The organism is Noviherbaspirillum agri (genome assembly GCF_054780595.1).
The window spans coordinates 390,945-411,663 of the sequence record NZ_BAAGWA010000001.1; the positions used below are offsets into that span (position 1 = coordinate 390,945).

At 61.7% G+C, this 20,719-nt stretch carries 18 protein-coding genes and 1 tRNA gene; 12 read left to right on the forward strand and 7 right to left on the reverse strand.

Going from position 1 to position 20,719, the window contains the following annotated elements; all coding sequences use genetic code 11:
* Positions 1 to 4 precede the first annotated feature (4 nt).
* Positions 5 to 2,410, reverse strand: a complete 2,406-nt coding sequence (locus ACYVIA_RS01675) for a hybrid sensor histidine kinase/response regulator (RefSeq protein ID WP_460837260.1) — start codon at positions 2,408 to 2,410, stop codon at positions 5 to 7.
* A 195-nt stretch (positions 2,411 to 2,605) separates the two neighbouring features.
* Positions 2,606 to 3,595, reverse strand: a complete 990-nt coding sequence (locus tag ACYVIA_RS01680) for an acetyltransferase (protein WP_460837262.1) — start codon at positions 3,593 to 3,595, stop codon at positions 2,606 to 2,608.
* 41 nt (positions 3,596 to 3,636) lie between these two features.
* On the opposite strand from ACYVIA_RS01680, the gene ACYVIA_RS01685 reads away from it, so the two are divergent.
* Entirely contained in the window at positions 3,637 to 4,623 is a 987-nt protein-coding gene (locus tag ACYVIA_RS01685; RefSeq protein WP_460837264.1) for a ribose-phosphate diphosphokinase, read from the forward strand.
* A 91-nt stretch (positions 4,624 to 4,714) separates the two neighbouring features.
* On the opposite strand, the gene ACYVIA_RS01690 is transcribed toward ACYVIA_RS01685, so the two are convergent.
* Positions 4,715 to 5,020, reverse strand: a complete 306-nt coding sequence (locus ACYVIA_RS01690; RefSeq protein ID WP_460837265.1) for a GYD domain-containing protein — start codon at positions 5,018 to 5,020, stop codon at positions 4,715 to 4,717.
* 237 nt (positions 5,021 to 5,257) lie between these two features.
* On the opposite strand from ACYVIA_RS01690, the gene ACYVIA_RS01695 reads away from it, so the two are divergent.
* From ACYVIA_RS01695 to ACYVIA_RS01745, 11 genes are all read left to right on the forward strand, one after another.
* A complete protein-coding gene (locus tag ACYVIA_RS01695) occupies positions 5,258 to 6,265 on the forward strand; it encodes a CapA family protein (protein WP_460837267.1) in 1,008 nt (335 codons plus the stop codon).
* Between the two features lie 145 nt (positions 6,266 to 6,410).
* On the forward strand, positions 6,411 to 6,635 hold the full coding sequence (locus ACYVIA_RS01700) for a hypothetical protein (protein WP_460837269.1): 225 nt from the start codon (positions 6,411 to 6,413) through the stop codon (positions 6,633 to 6,635).
* 48 nt (positions 6,636 to 6,683) lie between these two features.
* Complete coding sequence (locus ACYVIA_RS01705; RefSeq protein WP_460837272.1) at positions 6,684 to 7,385, forward strand: hydrolase; 702 nt, start codon at positions 6,684 to 6,686, stop codon at positions 7,383 to 7,385.
* Between the two features lie 75 nt (positions 7,386 to 7,460).
* Positions 7,461 to 7,536, forward strand: a tRNA-Asn gene (locus ACYVIA_RS01710).
* Positions 7,537 to 7,901: 365 nt separating this feature from the next.
* Entirely contained in the window at positions 7,902 to 8,678 is a 777-nt protein-coding gene (locus ACYVIA_RS01715) for a DUF3348 family protein (RefSeq protein WP_460837274.1), read from the forward strand.
* A complete protein-coding gene (locus tag ACYVIA_RS01720; RefSeq protein ID WP_460837276.1) occupies positions 8,675 to 11,194 on the forward strand; it encodes a DUF802 domain-containing protein in 2,520 nt (839 codons plus the stop codon). The genes ACYVIA_RS01715 and ACYVIA_RS01720 overlap by 4 nt, the downstream gene beginning before the upstream one ends.
* Positions 11,194 to 11,847: an OmpA family protein gene (locus ACYVIA_RS01725; protein ID WP_460837279.1), complete on the forward strand. Its 654-nt coding sequence runs from the start codon at positions 11,194 to 11,196 to the stop codon at positions 11,845 to 11,847. The genes ACYVIA_RS01720 and ACYVIA_RS01725 overlap by 1 nt, the downstream gene beginning before the upstream one ends.
* On the forward strand, positions 11,840 to 12,598 hold the full coding sequence (locus ACYVIA_RS01730) for a DUF2894 domain-containing protein (protein WP_460837281.1): 759 nt from the start codon (positions 11,840 to 11,842) through the stop codon (positions 12,596 to 12,598). Before ACYVIA_RS01725 ends, ACYVIA_RS01730 begins: the two co-directional genes overlap by 8 nt.
* A 298-nt stretch (positions 12,599 to 12,896) precedes the next feature.
* Positions 12,897 to 13,199 carry a hypothetical protein gene (locus tag ACYVIA_RS01735; protein ID WP_460837282.1) on the forward strand — a complete coding sequence of 101 codons (303 nt, stop codon included), beginning with the start codon at positions 12,897 to 12,899 and terminating at the stop codon, positions 13,197 to 13,199.
* Positions 13,200 to 13,387: 188 nt separating this feature from the next.
* Complete coding sequence (locus tag ACYVIA_RS01740) at positions 13,388 to 14,191, forward strand: hypothetical protein (RefSeq protein WP_460837284.1); 804 nt, start codon at positions 13,388 to 13,390, stop codon at positions 14,189 to 14,191.
* Positions 14,188 to 14,772 (forward strand): hypothetical protein, encoded by a 585-nt coding sequence (locus tag ACYVIA_RS01745; protein ID WP_460837285.1) that lies wholly within the window; start codon positions 14,188 to 14,190, stop codon positions 14,770 to 14,772. Before ACYVIA_RS01740 ends, ACYVIA_RS01745 begins: the two co-directional genes overlap by 4 nt.
* Before the next feature lie 110 nt (positions 14,773 to 14,882).
* Here the strand turns inward: ACYVIA_RS01745 and ACYVIA_RS01750 are convergent, their stop codons facing one another.
* The 4 genes from ACYVIA_RS01750 to ACYVIA_RS01765 are packed head-to-tail and all read right to left on the reverse strand — an operon-like array spanning position 14,883 to position 20,716.
* On the reverse strand, positions 14,883 to 15,908 hold the full coding sequence (locus tag ACYVIA_RS01750) for a DUF2804 domain-containing protein (RefSeq protein ID WP_460837287.1): 1,026 nt from the start codon (positions 15,906 to 15,908) through the stop codon (positions 14,883 to 14,885).
* Positions 15,905 to 17,467 (reverse strand): FGGY-family carbohydrate kinase, encoded by a 1,563-nt coding sequence (locus ACYVIA_RS01755; RefSeq protein WP_460837288.1) that lies wholly within the window; start codon positions 17,465 to 17,467, stop codon positions 15,905 to 15,907. The genes ACYVIA_RS01750 and ACYVIA_RS01755 overlap by 4 nt, the downstream gene beginning before the upstream one ends.
* Before the next feature lie 14 nt (positions 17,468 to 17,481).
* On the reverse strand, positions 17,482 to 19,089 hold the full coding sequence (locus tag ACYVIA_RS01760; protein ID WP_460837289.1) for a glycerol-3-phosphate dehydrogenase/oxidase: 1,608 nt from the start codon (positions 19,087 to 19,089) through the stop codon (positions 17,482 to 17,484).
* Positions 19,067 to 20,716 carry an FAD-binding oxidoreductase gene (locus tag ACYVIA_RS01765; RefSeq protein WP_460837292.1) on the reverse strand — a complete coding sequence of 550 codons (1,650 nt, stop codon included), beginning with the start codon at positions 20,714 to 20,716 and terminating at the stop codon, positions 19,067 to 19,069. Before ACYVIA_RS01765 ends, ACYVIA_RS01760 begins: the two co-directional genes overlap by 23 nt.
* Between the last annotated feature and the right edge of the window lie 3 nt (positions 20,717 to 20,719).

The following is a 20,719-nucleotide window of genomic DNA, read 5'->3' on the forward strand; positions in this document are numbered from 1 at the left end:
CGCGTTACAGCTGGGGCAAGGTGCGCCGCGCGCTTTCGAAGTCGGCAAGCAAGCCGAGAATCGCGGCCAGCTTCACCGGCTTGACCAGGTGATGGTCAAATCCGGCTTCCCTTGCACGTTCCCGGTCTTCGGGCTGGCCATAACCGGTCACAGCGACGAGCACGGATTGCGCCGTCTCCGGCATTGCGCGCAGCCGCCTGACAAGCTCGTAGCCGTCCATATCCGGCAGCCCGATATCGAGAAACAGCATCTCGGGGGCCTGACGGCGCGCACGTTCGATCGCACTGCTTGCACTGAATTCGACAGCCACCTGGTGGCCTACCGTTTCCAGAAGCAGGGACAGCACCTTTGCGGCATCCGCATTATCGTCCACGACCATCAGGCGCAACGGATCGCTGCGTCTGGGCGCGGCGGCATTGCGTTGCCGGATTTCCTGCGTGTTTGTGTTGACAGGCAGTCGTGGCAGGCGCACGGCGAACCGGCTTCCCTTTCCAAGGCCTTCACTCTGCGCACAGACGCTTCCGCCATGCAGCTCCGCAAGGCTTTTCACCAGTGCGAGCCCCAATCCCAGCCCGCCTTGGGCCCGGTCCGGCGATCTTTCGGCCTGCGTGAACAGTCCGAAGATATGTGGCAGCAGCTCCTGCGTAATGCCGATGCCGTTATCCTGCACGCTGAATTCGACATCCTCTTCGCCCGCATCGAGCCGCACGGTGATATGTCCATGCGCTTGGGTGTACTTGGCCGCGTTGTTCAGGACGTTGGCAAAGACCTGCACCAGTCTCGTCCGGTCTCCCTCAAGAAAGAGGTCTTCTGCCGGCACGTGGACGACAAGGTGCTGATTCTTTGACTTGATCAGCGGATGCGCCTGTTCAACAGCATCTGCGACAACCCCGTTAATGTTGATGATTTCCTTTTGCAGGACGACCAGTCCGCGCGTCACGCGGGATACATCCAGCAGATCGTCCAGCAGCTCGGACATGTGGGCAACCTGGCGCGTGATGATGTCGCTCGTCTGGCCAAGCCGCTCCGGATCGAAGCCGCTCAGTTTGAACAATTCAGCCGCTGCGCTGATCGGTGCAAGCGGATTCCTCAGCTCATGCGCCAGCATCGCGAGAAACTCGTCCTTGCGCCGGTTCGCGGCGCGCAGTTCATTTTGCGCCTCCTCAAGCGGAGTCACATCGGTATTGGTGCCGAACCATTGCAGGATCTTGCCGGAGGCATCCCGTAGCGGTGCAACCGAGGTAAAGAACTGTCGGTACTTGCCGTCGGCACCGCGCAGCGGAAAACTGAACTGAACGGCATCGCCGGTGGCAATCGCTTTGTTCCATACTTCCTGCACTTGCGGCAGCGCGTTCGGATCATGCAGGCTCTGCCAGCCCCGCTCCTTCATTTGTTCAGGTGTGGTGCCGGTATATTCATACCAGCGGTCGTTGTACCAGTGCACCTGGCCATCCGCATCGGCCATCCAGGCAAGCTGGGGAATCGTATTGGCAAGAAGGCGCAGCCGCCGCTCGCTTTCACGCAACGCGGCAGTCGCACTGACCGCTTCAGTCACATCGCTGCCCTCGACAAAAATGCCGGTGACGCCGCCGGCCGTATTGTGGATAGGTTGGAAAACGAAATCAACGAACCGCTCTTCCAACTGGCTGTCCTGTCCGCGGCGCAGCCTGACTGAAACCGCTCTGCCGATATGCGCCTCTCCTGTCGTGGAGACGTGGTCCAGCAATTCATAAAAACCTTGTCCGGCCAGCTCGGGCAATGCGTCGCGCACCGTTTTGCCAACGACATCGCGGCCCCCGACCAACTGGAGGTAGGCCGCATTGGCCAGTTCGAAAACATGGCCGGGTTCCCGTAGAACCGCCATGATGCCCGGGGCTTGTTCAAAGAGCTGGTGAAGCCGCTCGTTCTCCTCGGCACTGTTACGCTCGGCGAGCACCTGACTTGTTGTTTCCGTGCAGGCGCAGAACATTCCCGTAACCGCGCCGCTTTCATCGCGCACGGGAGAATATGAAAAGGTGAACCATGTCGGCTCGTCATACCCCTTGCGGCGCATTAACAGCGGCATGTTTTCGTGAAAAGTCGCCTTGCCTTCCATGGCCTGCGTAATGATGGGATAGAGGTCGTCCCAAATTTCCGACCATATGTCCTGGAAACGGCAGCCTAATGCTGCCGGATGTTTGTTGCCCAGGATGAGTGCGTAGGAATCGTTGTAGAGGAAGCCCAGCTCCGGCCCCCATGCAACAAACATCGGAAACTTCGAATTCAGCAGCAGACCAACAACACTGCGTAATGATTGCGGCCACGTATCAGGGGAACCTAGCGGTGACCGGGACCAATCATGATTGCGCATCCGCTCGCCCATTTCTCCGCCGTCGGTGAGAAAGGTCTGCGGCGCGTATGGCTTATCCATTGGGTTCCTTCTTCGAGGATTTCGAACAATTGAGAAGAAGGCAGTATAGCTGGCTCAGGCAACCGAACGGCAATTGAAATTTTGTCCCACGTTAGAGGTCCCGTTTCTCCTTGGATAGCTGGCTTCGTTGCTCCGCCGAAATGGCGCCGTAATCTACTTTGGGGCAACCTTTTCCTTGGCGACACAAAGGACGTTCTATGAGGCTTTGACGGTTCCGGCCGTCCCGGCAGCGCCGAAGGTCTTTTCAAATGCACGTATAAACACCGGCAACTGGTCCTGCGGCAAATGCGTGATGCCTGCGGCCGCCGGCCTCCCGCTGCCGGTCGGAAACTGCGCGCAGAGCGTGTCCGCGCCAAGCCGCCGCGCCAGCGGCGCGCGCACGCTGACGGTATAGCCGCCAATGAGGTTGGGCGTGGCGACGGCGAGCGCCTGCTGTGGCAGTGAAACGGCGCGCTGGTTCGCATACGATCCGCGTACCCGCCGGCTCCATGCCGTATCCGGCAAGACGACGACCGCACCGCCGGGCAGGTCGGCGCAGGGCGAAACCTGCCGCGCGCGTTCCATGTCTTCGCGCCGCGCCTCGCGCAATTGCGCAAACAAGGGTTCTTCGGCCATGAAAGAGAAGGGATCGGTATGGCGGCGCAGCGTGGTGTAGAGCTCGGCCGGACGCATGACGAGGTCGTCTTCGGTGTCGCCGTAAGCGTTGTAGTTGATGCACTCACCGAGTTCCTTCAGCGCAACGGTTCGTTCTGCGTCAAGGGACAGGCTCTGTGCAAGCTTTGCTGCTTCCTGCGGGAAGTTGTCGCCGAATGCGGCGACGATTGCCCAGATCCTGAAGCGGCCTCCCAGCCAGCGGTCCACGATGATGCCGGTGCAAGTCGCCGGAGATGTATCGATGTGTGCGTCCAGGCCCGGATGCGCCGGAACTTCGCCGGAGCCATGATGATCGAAATATTGCACTTTGACCCCGCGCTCCAGAAGGGCGTGCAGTGCTGCGCCGTTCACATCGGAAGAGACGTCCAGCACGGTGACCGAGTCGCCCGCATGAGCGTTCACTCTTTCCAGCAGCGCAATATCGCGCTTGACGCCGGTGACCAGCACCGACTCGCACGGCGCTGCAAGGCGCAGCTGATGCAGTGAGCAGATGCCGTCGGCATCGCCGTTGAATACGTCAAAGTGGGCCATGAGGTATCCGGAGTAGCGGTTCAAGGAGCGGTCCCCCAGTCATGATAGACCAAGGCATGATCCTGTTTGCGCTTGACAGCAGCCGCGTGTTCGGCGAACAGGTGGCTGCACATCTTGGCGTTTCGCTGAGCCCGCATGAAGAGCGCGAATTCGAGGACGGTGAGCACAAGGCACGGCCGCTGGTGAGTGTGCGCGGCAAGGACGTGTATGTGGTCCAGTCTCTGTACGGTCAAGCGGGCGCAAGCGGCAACGACAAGTTGTGCCGCCTGCTGTTCTTCATTGGGGCGTTGAAGGATGCCTCCGCCGCACGCGTGACCGCGATCGTGCCTTACCTCGCCTATGCGCGAAAGGACAGGAAAAGCAAATCCCGCGACCCGGTGACTACCCGCTATGTCGCCGCGCTGTTCGAAGCGGTGGGCACGGATGCCGTCGTCACCATGGACGTGCACAACCTCGCCGCATTCCAGAATGCCTTTCGCTGCAACGCCGAAAACCTGGAAGCGGAGAAACTGTTCTGCAGCCATTTCGCGCCACTGTTGACGGAGCGGGACGTGGTCGTGGTTTCGCCGGATGCCGGTGGCATCAAGCGTGCCGATCAGTTCCGTAAGCGCCTTGCGCAGACGATCGGCAAGCCGGTCGGTGCTGCGTTTGCCGAGAAATACCGCAGCGAAGGCAAGGTCAGCGGCAACATGCTGGTCGGCGATGTCCATGCGAAGGACGCGATCATCATCGACGACCTCATCAGCACCGGCGGCACGCTGGTGCGCACCGCACGATCCTGCCGCGATGGCGGCGCGGTGCGCGTGTTCGCCGCCGCAACGCACGGCTTGTTTACGGACGACGCACCGGGCGTGCTCGCCGACAGCGCGCTGGAAGCGATCGTCGTGACGGATACCGTGCCACCGTTTCGACTCGACGCAACGCCTGCGCGGGCGAAACTTACCGTGCTGAACTGCGCGCCATTGTTTGCCGAAGCGATTCGCCGCCTGCATGAAGGCGGTTCCATCACGGAGCTGCTGGACGCTTGATTGCTGGGTGTGGCAGGACTCCAGGCAGGTTGTTGAAAAACGTAGCGAACAGGCATTAAGATCGGCCCGCACAGTAGTTTTCAACAGCCTGCTAGCGCGCAGGCAGTGAATGCAGGATGTCCTTGAAACTGCTCCATTCCGTCGCGCTCCAGATCTCGGAATGCGCGCGCCCGAAGGTTCGGATCATCGCAGAGACTTTCAGCGCGGCATTGAAATCCGGTGCGGAGAAGATATCCAGATAATCGTACGGACCGGACAGCACATAACTGTGCAGCCATTTCACATCCGGGCATTCTTCCTCGATATGCTTGACCGCGCGCTTTTCAAAATCTTCCACCGAGGCAGGGGACTTCAGCGCTTCCGGCGACAGGCGGGTGAGAAGGACGAAGAGTTGCATGGCATTTCTCCTCCGGGAAGGCATTGCGTGCTCCCTGATAGCACATAGAGACGCTGGTACGGCGGCGGTTCCTGCATGATGACACGGGGCTTTTTGTGGTGGATCAAAGTTTTCAAAAATCTGATCGGTCCTGCAAACGGGCACGTGGTGCCGGGCGTATAGTTCCTCCATGGACTTGCCTGCAGGCGGCTGCGCGGTTGCATGCCGTCCTTGCCACATTAGGGAGGGTCTTTGCCCATGCAAGCTGACTCTGCTCCCGGCGTGCGCGCCATGTTCGGCGGCGATGTCATGCTGGGCCGCAATGTGAAGGAATGCATCCTTCGCTTTGGCCCGGACTATCCGCTTGGTCCGATTGCACCGCTCATGCGTGATGCGGACCTGACGATCGTCAATCTTGAATGTGCGATGACCCCGTCGCTGGAGCAGTGGCCGGGCATGCCGAAGGCGTTTTACTTCGGCGCGCCGCCGCAGGCGATCGCGTCGCTCGCGGGTGCCGGCGTGGACATGGTGAGCCTGGCCAACAACCATGCGCTCGACTTCGGTACGGAAGGGCTGATCGATACGCTCCATACGTTGCAGCAGCACGATATTGCCTATGCCGGCGCGGGCGCGGATCTGGACGAGGCGCTGTCGCCGGCACTGGTCGAGCGGCACGGCCTGCGCTTCGGCATGGCGGCGTTCTGCGACCATCAGTCCGACTTCGCTGCAGACAAGCATACGCCCGGCATTGCCTGGCTCGATTTTGATGACGAATCTGCCGTCACGCGGGCCTGGCACACAGCGCTGAACAGGCTGCGCCAGCAGGGCGTCGATTGGCCGATCCTGTCGCTGCATTGGGGGCCGAACATGGTGTTCCGCCCCTCAAGAAAATTCCGGCGTCTCGCGCATGCCGCGATCGCAATGGGCTGGAAAATCCTGTTCGGTCACAGCGCGCATGTGTTCCAGGGCATCGAGCTCCATCACGGCTGCCCGATCATCTATGCGGCAGGGGACCTGGTGGATGACTATTATGTCGATCCGGATTTCAGGAACGACCATCAGCTGCTGGTCGAGCTCGATCTCTCTCCGGAACGAGTAAGGCGCATCACGCTACATCCGGTCTTTATCGAACGGTGCCAGACGCGCACGGCACGTGGCGATGAGGCGCGCTACATCATCGACTGGATGACTGTGCTGTGCAAGGAAATGGGAGCGAAGGTGCAGCAGGACGGCAGGAAGATGTGGATCGACGTCGGTAGTTGCTGATTGGGGCGCCGAACAACGAAGGCGGGATGTCGCGTGAGCGTCAGCGCGTTTGTGGCGGCGCAATGGATCTTTGCGCGGTGATTGGGCATCCCGAGGAATCAGTTGCGGTCGCCGTTGTCGTAGTGACATAGCCCAAGGAGGACGTATGACGAGCAAACAGGAAGTGTCCATGGACGACCTGGAACGCATGGCGGCTGCAATGGCGCAGGCAATCCCGACGCTTGAATGCCCGGAACAATGCGAATGCACATGGGTGTATCACTACATGGAGCGCAGCGCACAGCTGTACCAGGAGGAACTGGAATGGGCTTGCTTCGTGCAGGAGCTGATCCGGTACCGGCAGACTCGCGGCAGTCGCAGCCGCGACTAAGGCGGTTTCGCTGTTGCAGCTGTTCCAACCGTCGATCCCGGCATCCTCATGACTGGCGCAACTGGCGTGGAGCGGCCGCTGCAGCGCACCCCTGTAAAATCCGGCACACTTTATCCTCGTACGAAGGAGGACATGCAGGTGAGCCAGGGAAATCAAGCGGATCTCTTTATCAAGCCAAGTGGACGCACAGCGGTGCTGACCGCCTCGGGTTTCGTGTTCGACCTCACGAAGCCGGATGCAACCGGGCTGCCCGTGGAGGACGTTGCACGTGCACTGGCTTACCAGCCGCGGTGGTGTGGTGCGACGAAGCAGTTCTATTCCGTCGCGGAGCACAGCGTGATGGTGTCGCGCATCGTGCGGGAGGAGCTAGCCTATGATGCGCTTTGGCACGATGCGATCGAATTCATCCAGGGCGACTGGCCGTCGCCGCTCAAGCTCTATCTCGGCCGGGATGAGATCAACCGAAAACTGGCGCCGATCGAAGACGCGCTCGCCCGGCGCTTCGGTTATCGGGCGCATCTTCAGGAAGTGAAGAAAGCGGATCTCATTGCGATGGCAACCGAGTTGCGCGATCTGCTGCCTAATGCGTGGATGGAGTGGGAGCACCTGCCGCCGCCGATGCCGGAGACGATCATCCCGGCCGGGCCGGAACAGGCGTTCCTGATGTTCATGGCGCGCTACGAGGAGGTCAAGCATCTGGCACGACTGGCAACCCCGACGACGGCAACGCGGCGCCGGCGAACGCGATGAGGCACTGCTCTTGCCTTTGGTACATCAACATTTTTTGACGCCGATTCAACACCTCTCTATAATGCGCGGCTCCATTCCCTGATAGCTCAGTCGGTAGAGCGACGGACTGTTAATCCGCAGGTCCCTGGTTCGAGTCCAGGTCGGGGAGCCAAAATAATGAAGCCCAGTCTTTTGACTGGGCTTTGTCTTTTGGGGCGCGAGCACTGCAGCCCGACCTTCCATGGCCATGTCTTCTTCGGCACTGTGCGAAAGAACCGGTGCACAAGCGTGCGCGCCAATGCCGGGACGAAGCCCGCTCCCGAGCGCGAATGATCAGATTCACAAATGTGCCGATCTGACTTTCGGCGCGTGCTTATTGGAGGTCGTGATGCCTCCGCGATATAATCGCCGCCTCATGTCCGCCATGAAATGTTGCAAAACATGGCGCGAATTTGCCAAGCAGGACAAGTGTTCGCGCGGATCTCGGTGCGAAAAGTTGTTTCCACCTGCGTTTTTCGATGTTGATCGCACCTGCCTATGACGCGAGTATTGCCGCGTACCAACTTTCATAGCTCGAAACTGATTCGTTGTCTCGCTGACCTCGCCATTGCGGAGACGGCCGATGCGGGGCAGGCATTCGCAGAACAGCTGGGGCAATGGATTCACTTTGCGGATGCCATCAACTTGTCTTCCGTGCACGGTGACAGCGCGGCAGCGCTGCGAAAAATGCAACCGGAGGCGCGCGCCGCCGCGCGTGATGTCGCGCTCGACGCCGCGTGCGCCGAGTATGACCGGATACAGGCGCTGCTCGCCAATTCCATCCGGAAGAGCTGTTCGCCCAACCCCGGCAGGGCGCACATCAAGCTGCCGGAGCCAATCCTGGAGCTGTCGATGGACGTGGCGGCAGCATACGCACCGTACCGCCGGTTTTATGAAGCGCATCAACGCGACATGGAACTGGGCATCCAGCCGCTGAGGGTAAATGTGCGCGAAACGGTTGCCAAGGCGTCACCGCGGCTCCGGAAACTGGCGGAACTGGACGCGGCGTTCGAGAGAATACTGCGCGAACGCGAGAGCAAATCGCTGTCGAGGATTTCGCTGCTGCTAAAGAAACGGTTTGAACAATTGTTCAAGGAACACCAGCAGCAACTTGCTGAAGCGAAGCAAACTGACAACCCCGTCCGTTGGACGCAAACCGGCGGCTGGCTTGCGCGCTTTCACAGTGACGTGCAAACACTGCTGCTGGCCGAACTGGAGCTTCGCCTGCAACCGGCACTGGGGCTCATTGAAGCATTCAAACAAGATACGCAATGAATAAACACCTATTTACTGTCGCCTTCATCGTAGGCGCGCTCGCGATCATCTGGGTTGGCGCAGCCTTTATCGACTCCAGCCTGCTGGCACTGGCGATGACAGCCATCATCGGTGCAGTCTATGTTTTCGGCGCACTGGAATTGCGCCAGTTTCGCCGCGCGACATCCACATTGGCATCCGCACTGGCGGCGATTCCCGACAACCTGACGGACCTCGGCGAATGGCTGTCCCGCCTGCATCCCTCGCTGCAGAATCCGGTCCGCCTGCGCATCGAGGGTGAACGCGTCGCCTTGCCCGGACCTGCGCTGACGCCTTATCTGGTCGGTCTGCTGGTAATGCTGGGCATGCTCGGCACCTTCCTGGGCATGGTCGTCACGCTCAAGGGCGCGGTCTTCGCGCTGGAAAAAACCACGGACCTGCAGGCGATCCGTTCTGCATTGGCGCTGCCCATTTCGGGACTGGGGCTGGCGTTCGGCACGTCGGTCGCTGGCGTTGCCGCCTCCGCGATGCTCGGTTTGATGTCCGCGTTCAGCCGGCGCGAGCGCATGCAGACGGCGCAGCTGCTCGATACGAAGATCGCCACGGCATTGCGCCCGTTCTCGCTCACCCATCAGCGTCAGGAAACCTTCAAGGCATTGCAGTTGCAGTCGCAAGCCTTGCCCGCGGTGGCCGCGCAATTGCAGGCGATGATGACGCAGATGGAGAGCATGAACCAGCAGCTGGGGCAGCAGCTCAGCCAGCGCCTGCTCAGCAACCAGGAAGATTTTCATCGCAATATCAAGGACGTCTATACCGGCCTGGCGTCCGCCGTCGACCAGTCCCTGCGCGAAAGCCTGAAACAGGGCGCGCATGCCGCGGGTGAAAGTATCAAACCCGTGGTCGAAGCGGCAATGGACGGGATCGCGCGAGAAGCGCGGACCATGCACGAGCGCATGGCGGAAACGGTGCAGAAGCAGCTCGACGGGCTTTCTGCGCAGTTCAACGACACCGCGGCGGCCGTGGCCGGCACGTGGAAGGCGGCACTGACGAATCACGAACAGGCGGGCGCCGCCGTCGTCGCTGAGATGGGCCGCACACTGGAAAATTTCAACGCGACATTCGAGCAGCGATCAGGCGCACTGGTGGCGCAAGTCGGTGACACATTCGCCAGCCTGCAGGCCGGTCAGGCCGAGCGTGACAAGCAACAGCAGCAGGCATGGACGCAATCGCTGGAAGCCACGGCGAAGGCGCTAGCAAACGAATTGCAGCAGAGCGGCGCACAGGCGCGTTCCCAGCAGGAGCATATCCTCGACACACTGAAACAGACCGCGCACGACATGACGGAACACGCGCAGGCCAGCACCCGCACGACGCTGGCCGAGACAACGCGCCTGGTATCGTCCGCGGAAGAGCTGCTGAGTTCGCGCATCGCTTCCGAAGCGCAGTGGATGGAACAGCACAACGAACGCATGGAACAACTCGCCGGCCTGTTGCGCTCGCAGTTCGGCGCGCTCAGGGAGGAAGAAGCGGAGCGCGACAAGCAGCGCCAGCAGGCATGGGCGCAGTCGCTGGAAGCCACGGCCTCGGCGCTCACGCACGAATTGCAGCAGACGGGCGCGCAGACGCTTTCGCAGCAGCGTGAGATTTGCGACACCTTGAGCCAGACCGCGCGGGACATCACCGGCCATGTGCAGGCCAGCACAGAGAAGTCGCTTGCGGAAACGAGCCGCCTAGTGGGCACCGCCGAGGAACTGCTGCGTTCGCGTATCGCGTCCGAAGCACAATGGGTGGAACAGCACCGCGAGCGCATGGATCAGCTGGCCGGCCTGTTGCGCGCCGAGCTGGGCGCGCTGAAGGACGACGAAGCCGCGCGCGGCAATGCCGCCGTCGAACGTCTTGGCGAGTTGCAGGCTGCGGTGACAACGCATTTGACGACGCTGGGCACGGCGCTGGAAGGACCGATCACGCGCCTCATTGAGACCGCCTCGGAAGCGCCGCGCGCTGCGGCAGAAGTGATCGGACAACTGCGCCAGGAAATCTCGCATAGCGTAGCTCGCGACAACGCACTGCTGGAAGAGCGCAGCCGCATCATGGAAACGCTCAACGCGCTGCTTGATGCCATTAACCATGCATCGCAGGAGCAGCGAGGCGTGATCGATTCGCTGGTTGCTTCCTCGGAGAAGGCGCTCAATGCGACTGCCAATGCGTTTGCGGAGCATGTGACTGCGGAAGCCTCAAAACTGACGGATATTGCGGCAAGTGTCACGACCAGCGCGGTCGACGTCGCAAGCCTTTCGGAAGCATTCGGTGTCGCAGTACAGTCCTTCAATGACGCCAATGACAAGCTGATCGCGAACCTGGAACGCATCGAAGGCGCAATGGACAAATCCATGTCGCGCAGCGATGAACAGCTCGCGTACTACGTGGCACAGGCGCGCGAGATCATCGACCTCTCCATGACGTCGCAGAAGGAAGTGGTTGAAGAGCTGCGCCAGTTGTCGAACCGGCAGGCCACGTTGGCCGAAGAGGGCAGGTAATGATCGACAGGGAAGCAGGTGTCGAGGACACCGCACCGGTCTGGGCCGTCTTTGGCGACCTGATGTCGAGCCTCCTCGGCGCATTCGTGCTGGTGCTGGTCGGCGTGGTCGCGGTCCAGATGGAACTGACCAAGGACCTGCAGGAAGAAGTGAAAAAGCGGCAGCTCGAAGAGCAGCGCCGCATGAGCCTGGAGAAGGCACTCGCCGTCCCGCTCGCCTCCGGCCGCATCACCCTGAACAACGGGCGCATCGGCATCAGCGGCCAGGTGCTGTTCGCGCTCAATTCGGACCAGTTGCAGCCGGACGGCCGGCAATTGCTGAAGAGCCTGGTCGCGCCGCTGCAGGCGTACCTGGCATCGCGCAATGAACTGCTGATGGTGAGCGGATTCACCGACGACAAACCCATTCGCGGCGGCCCCTTCACCGACAACTGGGAACTGTCGGCGCAGCGTGCGCTGACAGTTACGCGTACCTTGATCGAGGAGGGCATGCCGTCCTCGATGGTATTCGCGGCTGCCTTCGGTTCCGAGCAGCCGGTCAGCCCCAATATCGATGACGCCGCACGGGCGCTCAACCGGCGGGTGGAAATGGCGCCGGTGCCGAAAACGTCCAATGCCGGCAACGCCGCGTCAGGAACACCGCGCCATGAGTGAGCCGGATTGCAGGGACGCTGCGGACCTCCCGTCCGATGCAGCCCCTGACGCCAACACGCTGATCGCGTCCCTGCGCGAGGCGGGTGCGGGCCGGTTTGATCCCGTGCGCATGAGTTATATCGAAGCGCTCGCCAAACGTGCGGCCGACCACCAGGGAAGCGTCAAACGCTTGCTCGACGCCAGGCTGGCGCAGGCGCTGGCCGTGTTGAAGGAACGCTTTGAAGGCGCGCAACACGAGGCCCGTGACACCGTCGCCCGGAGTGCGCCGCAACATCCGCATGCGGCCAAGGAACTCGAGCAGCTTTCCGCTGCGGGTGATTTCAAGGGAGTGCGCCGACTGGCCGCCACCCTGCAAGCGAACGAACAGCGCTTATCACTGGGCGCGCTGGTCCGTCAGCTTGAACAGCATTCTCCCGAGAATGCAGACGCTGTGACGCTTGACGGCGCACCTTCTGGAGGAAACGCCGGACCGCGTTCCGAACTCAAGACCATACGGAAATTCAGGGACACCTGGTCGAAGCTCAGCATCGACAGGCAGGTCGCGCAGGCGCTCGAGCAAGCACCGAAGAATGCCGGACCTATCAATTCCCACATGCTGGTGCTGCGCTCGCTGGTACTGATGCGCGACATCTCCCCCGACTATCTCAACCGGTTTATCTCCTACGCCGATACCTTGCTGGCGCTCGATCCGGGCGAGAAGGAGAAGCCCGTCAGCCCCAAGAAAACTGCGTCGAAGGCTGCGAAAAAGTGAATGGCCGGCTTTGCTGGCTACTTCGTACCGGAATTCCCTCCGCGGGAGCCTGACGTGCGTTAGCGCAACGGAAATGGCTCGCAAAACGGGCAAACTTTCCTTTTGCCTGAGCATTCCGCTAAGATCAAAAACCATCAACCCGGGATTGGCGCATCCGGCATCGTTGCAGCGCAACGTATCCTTGCCGTTTGTAATTAGGAAGGACGGCGGTTTGTGATGCATCAGCAGCCATTCCTCCTGATGACGTGCAGATTGAATGCAGGGCGGTTCACAACAAGAAATCGCGAGGCACAGATCGATGGAATTCTCCCACCTCATTCCGCTGGTTCTGCTTGTTGGCGGTGCCGTCCTTGTCTTGCTGATCCCGGTTGAATTCATCCTCGCTTATGACCAATGGATTAGGAAGACCGTCGGTTCCAGGGCGATCTTTGCCTACATGGTGGCGTTCTTTGCCGGCGGCTTTATTCTTGCCAAGAATCTAGTCACCCCGGTGACGGAAGGCCACTCCATCAATACCGGCATCCTGGCCTTATCGTTGTTAATGGGCATTGGAGCATTCAGCGTCATCTGGTTCTGGTGGCGGGTGTACAGGAAACATTGATCCCGCCTCGCCGGTTTTCCCAGCACGCCCGGTGAATCGGGACCCGTGCAGAGCTGACGCAATGCGCTGCAACCGCCGCCACAACGATTAAGCTGGTTTGCAGGCTAATACAGCGAGAAGCGGCAGCGAGACGCGGGGGCAGGCTGAACCTCTTTCACATCTGATGCGATCCGGGACAACGAAAGCTGGTGAGCACTCTTCATTTGCGCGTTACCTGTTGGTTCTTTGCACCATTCGCCGGGATATCGCCGATGTTCGGTTTGATTTTCTTTCTATCAAAATTAGAATTACAACAATTTCTTTATGGAAACATTAAGCATATCTCAAGCGGCCTCGTAGACGAGCTGAATCGGCTTACGTGCCTTCTCGGCACCGTTCTTCAGGATCGCGACCATGTCAACAAACCGATTCTGAGGGGGGGGGACGCGATGCTGAAACGCTTCATGCTTGTTCTGTCTGTGGTGCTGCTGGTCGGTTGCGCCAGCAGTACTGAAATAACGGATTTCACCGACCGGTCGCTGGGTTACGGCTGGCTGAACATCAAGGACGTGGATGCCAACCGCTTGCATGCGGTGGAAATCTACCAATTCCGTCCGCACACCAGTGAGCCTTACTATCACGCAGCGCTCAAGGAATTCAAGGGCGGCTATCTCTACTATTCCTATGCGCTTGCCAATGGTTCGCACAAGACGGTATCGGCCTCCGGCCAGCGCTGCCTGGCTTTCCTTTGCAGTAACACCATTTACAACTATTCCTTCGGCAAGCAGGGCGATGACGTGGGCGCGATCATCATCAAGAAGCCCGGCGTCTATCACATGGGTTCGTACAACCTGAATAACGTGAAGACCGGCTTTTTCGAACAAGGGAAATTCGGCGTCGTGCCTGCCACCAATGCGCCATCCAGGCGCGAAATGCTCGAGGAAATCCTGAAGGACGTGGACGTTCCCATCATGGCCGAGCGGATCCGAAACGAACTGGCCCAGTTGCGATGAAAAAAGTCCTTTTGCTCCTGTTCTGCCTCGCGCTCCAGGCATGCACGCTACCGCGCATCCTGCCCGAGGCGACCGATCTGAAATCCGATGCATCCGAGGTGGTTGTCATCGGAAAGATTGAACTGGTCCCGCCGATCAATACGCGCTTCGAGCAGAAAACGCACTGGAACGTCATTGGTGAAAAGCGGATGCTCGGCCGCATCTGGATAGCAACTGGAGGCGAATACCAGCCGGTCAACACGGCGCAGCTCAATGCGTCCGAGTTCCAGAACAGCGTCGAAGCGGAGTGGGGCGTGCCATTCATGGTCAAGACACCGCGCCAGCGCACCTTCCTCAACGGCGGCCTGGCGCACCTCGATCTGCGCGAGGGTGCGAAGCTGTGGTTCCCGGGCGGCTATTACTTCGATGTGCCGAAGGATGCGGCTGCGGTCTATATCGGGACACTGCGCTACCACCGCAACGACTTCAACACCATTACCAAGGTGGAGATCGTCGACGAGCGCAAGGATATCGTTGCGGTACTGAAGCCCGGCACGTCGGCATCCGGGGTGCGGACGTCGCTGCTGAAGAAGGTGCGTTAGCAGGACCGCTTGTTGAGGGGCCCTTTGCCGCGCGTAAGGAACCAACGGACAGGCCGAGCCGTGACAGTGGTCACTGTGGCCGAGGGCCTCACCACCGTCTCAACCCGGTGTCACCATCGCGAATAGTGGTCCTCCGTCACGCCCACCAGTTCAACCCGGCGTGGCGCGTCACCCTGTGCCGAACGCACCCAGCCGCGGAAGATACCGATCGGTTGCGCATAGCGGCTGGCGGCGACCAGCAGGTTCTTGTCCTGCCTGCGCATGCCTTCCGGATGGAACTGCAGGTCGAGCAGGCCGTCGTCGGTATGGATGTGCCACGGTGCCATCGGGTCGGCGGCGTTGTAGTCAAAACTCGCTGCGCCGAGCGGGAATACCTCGCCGTCGAGCCAGAGCGCATTCTCATGTCCGCCGAAGTAGCCGTTCTGCAGGTTGAATCCCACCGTCAGACTGTGTGCTGACGCCCAGCGCCATGACGTTTCGCGTGCGAGCAGGCCGTTGGAGTAGTCGAGGCTGGCGACACCGCCGTCAAGCGCATAACGCTTGCCACCCGCGCGCACTTCGCCGGTGAGCGGCATGCCGGAAGATTTTTGCGTTGCGTGGACGGCACCGCCGGCAATCGGGCCGACAGCGAGCAACTGCGGCGCCGCCGTCGCTGCATCGAACTCGGCATCGATCTGGAAGTTGCTGCAGCGCAGCGCAAGGCGGTAGCGGCCGTCTACCTGCGAATACGCGATGCGGTTCTGCAGGAAGCGGAAACGGCTCGCCGTGCCGTTAACGGGTCGGTCACTGACGCGCGCCGTCAGCCCGCTGATGCCGTCCTGCGAGAAGCTGCCGACTTCACGCTTCTGGCGGCGATCGAAGGCATAGGCGAACGCGGTGTTGGTCCAGCCGATGTCGACGATCGCGATGCCGCAGAACAGTTCTTCTGTTGCCAGCGCGACGTATTGCCAGCGCTTGTGATGGAAACGGCGCCACAGGCCACTGCGCGCGAACGGCATCGCGAGCTTCGTCCAGTCGATCTTGTCAACGTGGCCCGCGTAGCGGCCGAAGCGAGGTGTGCCGTCCTCATGCAGGATGGATGCGGGAGCGGGCGGCAGGGCCGAGGCTGTGCTGGCAGGGCGAATGTGCGGATTCATGTCGGGCTCGGGTAACCGGTGATTTCCTGGATCTGCTGGTACAGCGGCTGCAGGCGCGAATACATCTTCTTGTACACGCGGTGGTACAGCGCGTCGTAGGTCTGCTTGTGATGCGCCTGCGGCTCGAACACACGGCCGATGCGCGTCATCGCGCCGATCGCGGTGCCGAAGTCCGGATGCAGGCGCAAGCCGACCGCCGCGTTGATCGCCGCGCCGAGACCGGAGGTTTCGTACACATGCGGGCGCGCGGTGGGCAGGCCGAAGATGTCGGCGGTGAGCTGCATCGCCGCGTCGCTTTGCGAGCCGCCGCCGGAGACGCGCAATGACGTGATCGGCACGCCGCTGCGTTTTTCAATGCGTTCCTTGCCCTCGCGCAGCGCATACGCAAGGCCTTCGAGAATCGCGCGGTACAGGTGGGCGCGATTATGCACATCGCCGAAACCGATCACCGCGCCTTTGGCTTCCGGCCCTGGTTGCTTGATGCCGGGGGTCCAGTAGGGTTGCAGCATCAGCCCCATCGCACCGGGTGGCACGGCGTTGACGAGGTTGTCGAACAGGTCTTCGGGCGCGACGCCTTGTTCTGCCGCCATGGATTTCTCCTGATGGCCGAACTGCTCCTTGAACCAGTTCACCATCCAATAGCCGCGGAAGATCTGCACCTCGGTGCTGTATGCATTCGGCACCGCCGCCGGGTAGGGCGGGATGAAGGGCGTGACCTCGAGATACTTTCTGCTTGTGGTGTTAATCGTTGCGGTCGTGCCGTAGGAGAGACAACCGATGTTCTGCTCGAGGCAGCCGGCGCCGATCACCTCGCAAGCCTTGTCGGCGGCCGCGGCGATCAGTGGCGTGCCGGGCAGGATGCCGGTGTCGGCTGCGGCCGCGCCAGTGATCTTGCCGATCACGGTGCCAGGCGGGACCAGCTCCGGCAGCATGTCACGCCGCACCGCGAGCGCCTGCCACTTCCAGTCGTGCGCGCCGGCCCATTTCAGCCGTTTGTAGTCGAAGGGCAGGTAGGCGACCTGCGAGCCGACGGAATCGATGAAACTGCCGCACAGCCGGTAGTTGAGGTAGCCCGACAGCAGCAGGTACTTGTCCGTCATGTCCCAGATCTCCGGCTGGTGCGCCTTGATCCAGTTGGCTTCTGCTTCCCCGCGGAAAAAGTTGATCGTATTCTCAACGCGTGCGAGCTTGAACGCGGCGCGCCACAGCGGACCGATCGGCGGCACCTCGGTAGTGCGGCGCTGGTCGAGCCAGACGATGGCCGGGCGCAGCGGCTTGCCATGCTTGTCGAGATTGATCACGGTGCCGCGCTGGGTGGTGACGGCCACGCCCTTGACGGCGGATTTCGGGATCTCAGACTGCGCCCACAGCCGTTGGCAGGCAGTACATAGTGCCTGCCAGTAGTCTTCCGCATGATGCTCGGCCCAGCCGGGCTGTTCGGAAAAATAAGCCTCCAGATGCACCTGCGATTTGGCGACGATGTGGCCTTGCAGGTCGAACAGGATGGCGCGGATGCTTTGCGTGCCGTTGTCGATGGCGAGCAGGTATTCGTTGGACATGTTCGCTCCCCGGATCAATGTTGTGCCTGCCATTGCGGCACCAAGTGGCTCGGCGGCACGCTGTAGTTGCGCTGCCAGAGCGCAAGGTAGGCGTCCTGCTCGCTCATCCAGCGCTCATCATCCCAGCCCAGCTCCGGCTGGCAGATCGTGCGAATACGCGGCAGCAGGTCGGCACCACCGTTGCGCAACTGCAGGCCGAGCCGGGTGCGCCGCAGCAACAGGTCTTCCAGCCGGACGACAGCCTCATTGCGGGCGGCCCAGCGCAGCTCTGCCCACAGAGTCTCTGTGCCGGCGATGGCTTCGCTTTCGCCTTTCGATGCTGCGGCGAGCAATGCCTGCGCGTGGCGGCCATAGCGGCCCTGCAGGCGCTGCCGTTGCAGGCGCGTCAGCGGGATGGAAGTGTTGAGGGGGGAATGGTGGCTGAAGATCGGTTTCGGCTGCAGGTCGACATTCCAGCCGGGGAGCATCGTTGCCGCATGCTTGAGTGCATCCAGCGCAATCAGGCGGAAGGTCGTCAGCTTGCCGCCAGTGACGGTCAGCAGGCCATTTTCCAGCCACACCGCATGGTCGCGTCCTTCCTTGGACGGGTCGGCCTTGCCGGTGTCGATGACCGGGCGCACGCCGGCATAGGTGGCGACGATGTCATCGAGCGTGATGCCGAGCCGGGGAAACTGAAAGGCGATCGCTTCCATCAGGTAGGCCACTTCGTCCGGCGTGATGGCAGCTTCCTTCTGCAGGTCGGCAGTGTGGTCGACGTCGGTCGTGCCGACGAGGGTGACGCCTTCCCACGGGAACATGAAGACCGGGCGGCCGTCGCGCGGGTGCATCAGGCTGACCGCCTGCGCGACCGGCAGGCGCCATGCAGGCAGCAGCAGGTGGCTGCCGCGCAAGGGGCGCAGCTTGTGTTTTGCATCACTGTCCTGCCTCAACCGTCCGGCCCACGCGCCAGTGGCGTTGATGACCAGCGTCGCCTTGACTGCGTAGCTGACACCAGCAACTTCGTCGAACAGTTCGACGCCGCAGGCAACGCCGTCCTTGCGCAGTACCTGCCGTGCGGTCATGTAGTTGACGGCAATGCCGCCGGCTTCGCTGGCTTCCTGCAGGATGCGCAGCACCAGACGCGCATCGTCGGTCTTGGCGTCTTGGTAGCACAGGCCGCCGTTCAGCTCCTGCTGGCGAATGTGCGGCGCGAGCATCAGGAAGTCGTCCGGCGCATGGTAGTGCCGTGAGCGCGTGCCGGCCATCAGGTCATACAGCGCCAGGCCGGCGGAAAAAAGGTGGCGGCCTGGCTTGCGCCCCTCATAGTCGGCAAAGGCGAAACTCTGCACATCGACCAGCCCGGCCGCTTCCTTCAGCAGGTTCTGCCGCTCGCGCACGGAGTCGCGCGTCAACATCAGCTTGCCTTCCTTGATGTAGCGCAGTCCCCCATGGACCAGCTTGGAGGAGCGGCTCGACGTGCCCCAGGCAAAGTCGCGCTGCTCCACCAGTAGCGCCTTCAGGCCGCGCCGTGCCGCTTCCAGCAGGATGCCGGCGCCGGTGATGCCGCCGCCGACAATGACGATGTCCCAGTCGCGCCGCAGCAGCGCGGCCGGCAGCATTTCACGCCAGTTTTCTTGCCACATGATGGACTGCCTCCGCATCGGTGTGATTGGTATCGAGAACAAGCTTGCCGGGGTTCATCAGTCCCTGCGGATCGAAATGGCGGAACAATTCGCGCATGGCGGACAGGCCGAGTTCGCCTTTCTCCGCGCCGAGATAGGGCGCATGGTCGGTGCCGACGCCATGCTGGTGGCTGATCGTGCCGCCGTTGGCGACGATGGCCTGGCTGACGGCGGACTTGAGCCGGCGCCAGCGCGCGAGGTCGCGCTCGTAATCGCCGGCGAGGCGGTAGGCGAAGGTGGTATAGACGCTCGCGCCCTGTGCGTACACATGCGACAGGTGGGTATAGGTATGCACGCGTTCGCCGTCGGCGTCGAGCGCCATGGCGGCAGCCTGTTCGACAGCATGCATCATGGTGCGAATGCGGGGCCAGTCGACGGCGGTTTCCACGGTGTCGACCGCGTAACCGTGCTGCCACAGCGCATTGCGCAGGTACACGTTGCGGAAGCGGTTCTGTTTCCATTTCTTGCCGATGGACTGGCCGATATGGATGCCGCGGTGCGCGCGTACGAGGCGCAGCGCGTCCGCCAACGTGGAGCTGCCCGCATCGTGGTGGCGCGTGACGCCGATCAGCAGCAGGCATTTTCCTTCTCCACAGCCGCGCCAGCGCAGGTAGCTTTCCAGTGCGCCGATCAGCCGCTTGTGGCCGGCGAGCGTGAGCGTCGTCAGTGTTTCAATGGCATTGGACAGGCGCAGCAACGACAGCGGTAGCTTGGCTTGGGCAAGGCTGCGCACGGCGGCCTCGGCCTGTGTCCAGTCGGGGAAGAACACGGCGTGGAATTCTTCATGCTTCGGCAGCGGCGTGACCCGCACCGTGGCCTCGGTCAGGATGCCAAGGCGGCCTTCCGAGCCGAGCACCATTTCGCGCAGGTCGGTGCCGGCGGCGGAAGCAGGGAAGGTCGGTATGGTCAATGTGCCGCGCGGCGTTTCCACCTTGCCGCCAGCGAACAGCTGTTCGATGCGGCCGTAGCGCAAGGATTGCTGGCCGGAGGAGCGGGTGACGATCCAGCCGCCCAGCGTCGAGTATTCGAAGGATTGCGGGAAATGGCCGAGCGTGTAGCCGCGGGCCCGCAGCTGCGCTTCGAGGTCCGGTCCGGCCACGCCGGCGCCGAAGGTGGCGAGCTGCGCTTCGGTATCGATATCGATCAGTCGCGACAGCCGCGACAGGTTGATGGTGAGCACGGCGCGGTCGCCCGCCTGTGCGGTCAGGTGGCCGACCACGCTGGTGCCGCCGCCGTACGGAATGATGGCGATATTGTGACGGGCAGCAAAGGTCAGCAACTCGCGTACCTGTTCGCTGCTCTCCGGGAAAGCAACGCCGTCGGGCAGGGGGCCGAGCTTGGCGTAACGAAGTTTCAGCCAGTCCGGCAGACTCTGGCCGAAACCGTTGCGCAGGCGGGTTTGCGGCGATGCATCAATTAACGGGTGATGTGGCAGGCGGCCCGGCGGGATACCGGCGCAGGCCTGTTCCAGCGTTGCATCGTCCGGCGGGGCGCCGGGACCAAGGCGGCTTTCAAGGAAGGCCAGTGCATCCTCGTTGACCGCCACGTCGATTGTGTCGTCTCCCCAACCATTCCAGCGTCGTGCCATGTT

Coding starts and splice junctions, on each gene's coding strand:
- ACYVIA_RS01700 (WP_460837269.1), top strand. CDS start 6,411: ATGACGAGCAAACAGGAAGTGTCCATGGACGACCTGGAACGCATGGCG.
- ACYVIA_RS01705 (WP_460837272.1), top strand. CDS start 6,684: ATGACTGGCGCAACTGGCGTGGAGCGGCCGCTGCAGCGCACCCCTGTA.
- ACYVIA_RS01750 (WP_460837287.1), bottom strand. CDS start 15,908: ATGAATCCGCACATTCGCCCTGCCAGCACAGCCTCGGCCCTGCCGCCC.
- ACYVIA_RS01675 (WP_460837260.1), bottom strand. CDS start 2,410: ATGGATAAGCCATACGCGCCGCAGACCTTTCTCACCGACGGCGGAGAA.
- ACYVIA_RS01695 (WP_460837267.1), top strand. CDS start 5,258: ATGCAAGCTGACTCTGCTCCCGGCGTGCGCGCCATGTTCGGCGGCGAT.
- ACYVIA_RS01720 (WP_460837276.1), top strand. CDS start 8,675: ATGAATAAACACCTATTTACTGTCGCCTTCATCGTAGGCGCGCTCGCG.
- ACYVIA_RS01735 (WP_460837282.1), top strand. CDS start 12,897: ATGGAATTCTCCCACCTCATTCCGCTGGTTCTGCTTGTTGGCGGTGCC.
- ACYVIA_RS01725 (WP_460837279.1), top strand. CDS start 11,194: ATGATCGACAGGGAAGCAGGTGTCGAGGACACCGCACCGGTCTGGGCC.
- ACYVIA_RS01715 (WP_460837274.1), top strand. CDS start 7,902: ATGACGCGAGTATTGCCGCGTACCAACTTTCATAGCTCGAAACTGATT.
- ACYVIA_RS01745 (WP_460837285.1), top strand. CDS start 14,188: ATGAAAAAAGTCCTTTTGCTCCTGTTCTGCCTCGCGCTCCAGGCATGC.
- ACYVIA_RS01685 (WP_460837264.1), top strand. CDS start 3,637: ATGATAGACCAAGGCATGATCCTGTTTGCGCTTGACAGCAGCCGCGTG.
- ACYVIA_RS01680 (WP_460837262.1), bottom strand. CDS start 3,595: ATGGCCCACTTTGACGTATTCAACGGCGATGCCGACGGCATCTGCTCA.
- ACYVIA_RS01765 (WP_460837292.1), bottom strand. CDS start 20,716: ATGGCACGACGCTGGAATGGTTGGGGAGACGACACAATCGACGTGGCG.
- ACYVIA_RS01755 (WP_460837288.1), bottom strand. CDS start 17,467: ATGTCCAACGAATACCTGCTCGCCATCGACAACGGCACGCAAAGCATC.
- ACYVIA_RS01760 (WP_460837289.1), bottom strand. CDS start 19,089: ATGTGGCAAGAAAACTGGCGTGAAATGCTGCCGGCCGCGCTGCTGCGG.
- ACYVIA_RS01730 (WP_460837281.1), top strand. CDS start 11,840: ATGAGTGAGCCGGATTGCAGGGACGCTGCGGACCTCCCGTCCGATGCA.
- ACYVIA_RS01690 (WP_460837265.1), bottom strand. CDS start 5,020: ATGCAACTCTTCGTCCTTCTCACCCGCCTGTCGCCGGAAGCGCTGAAG.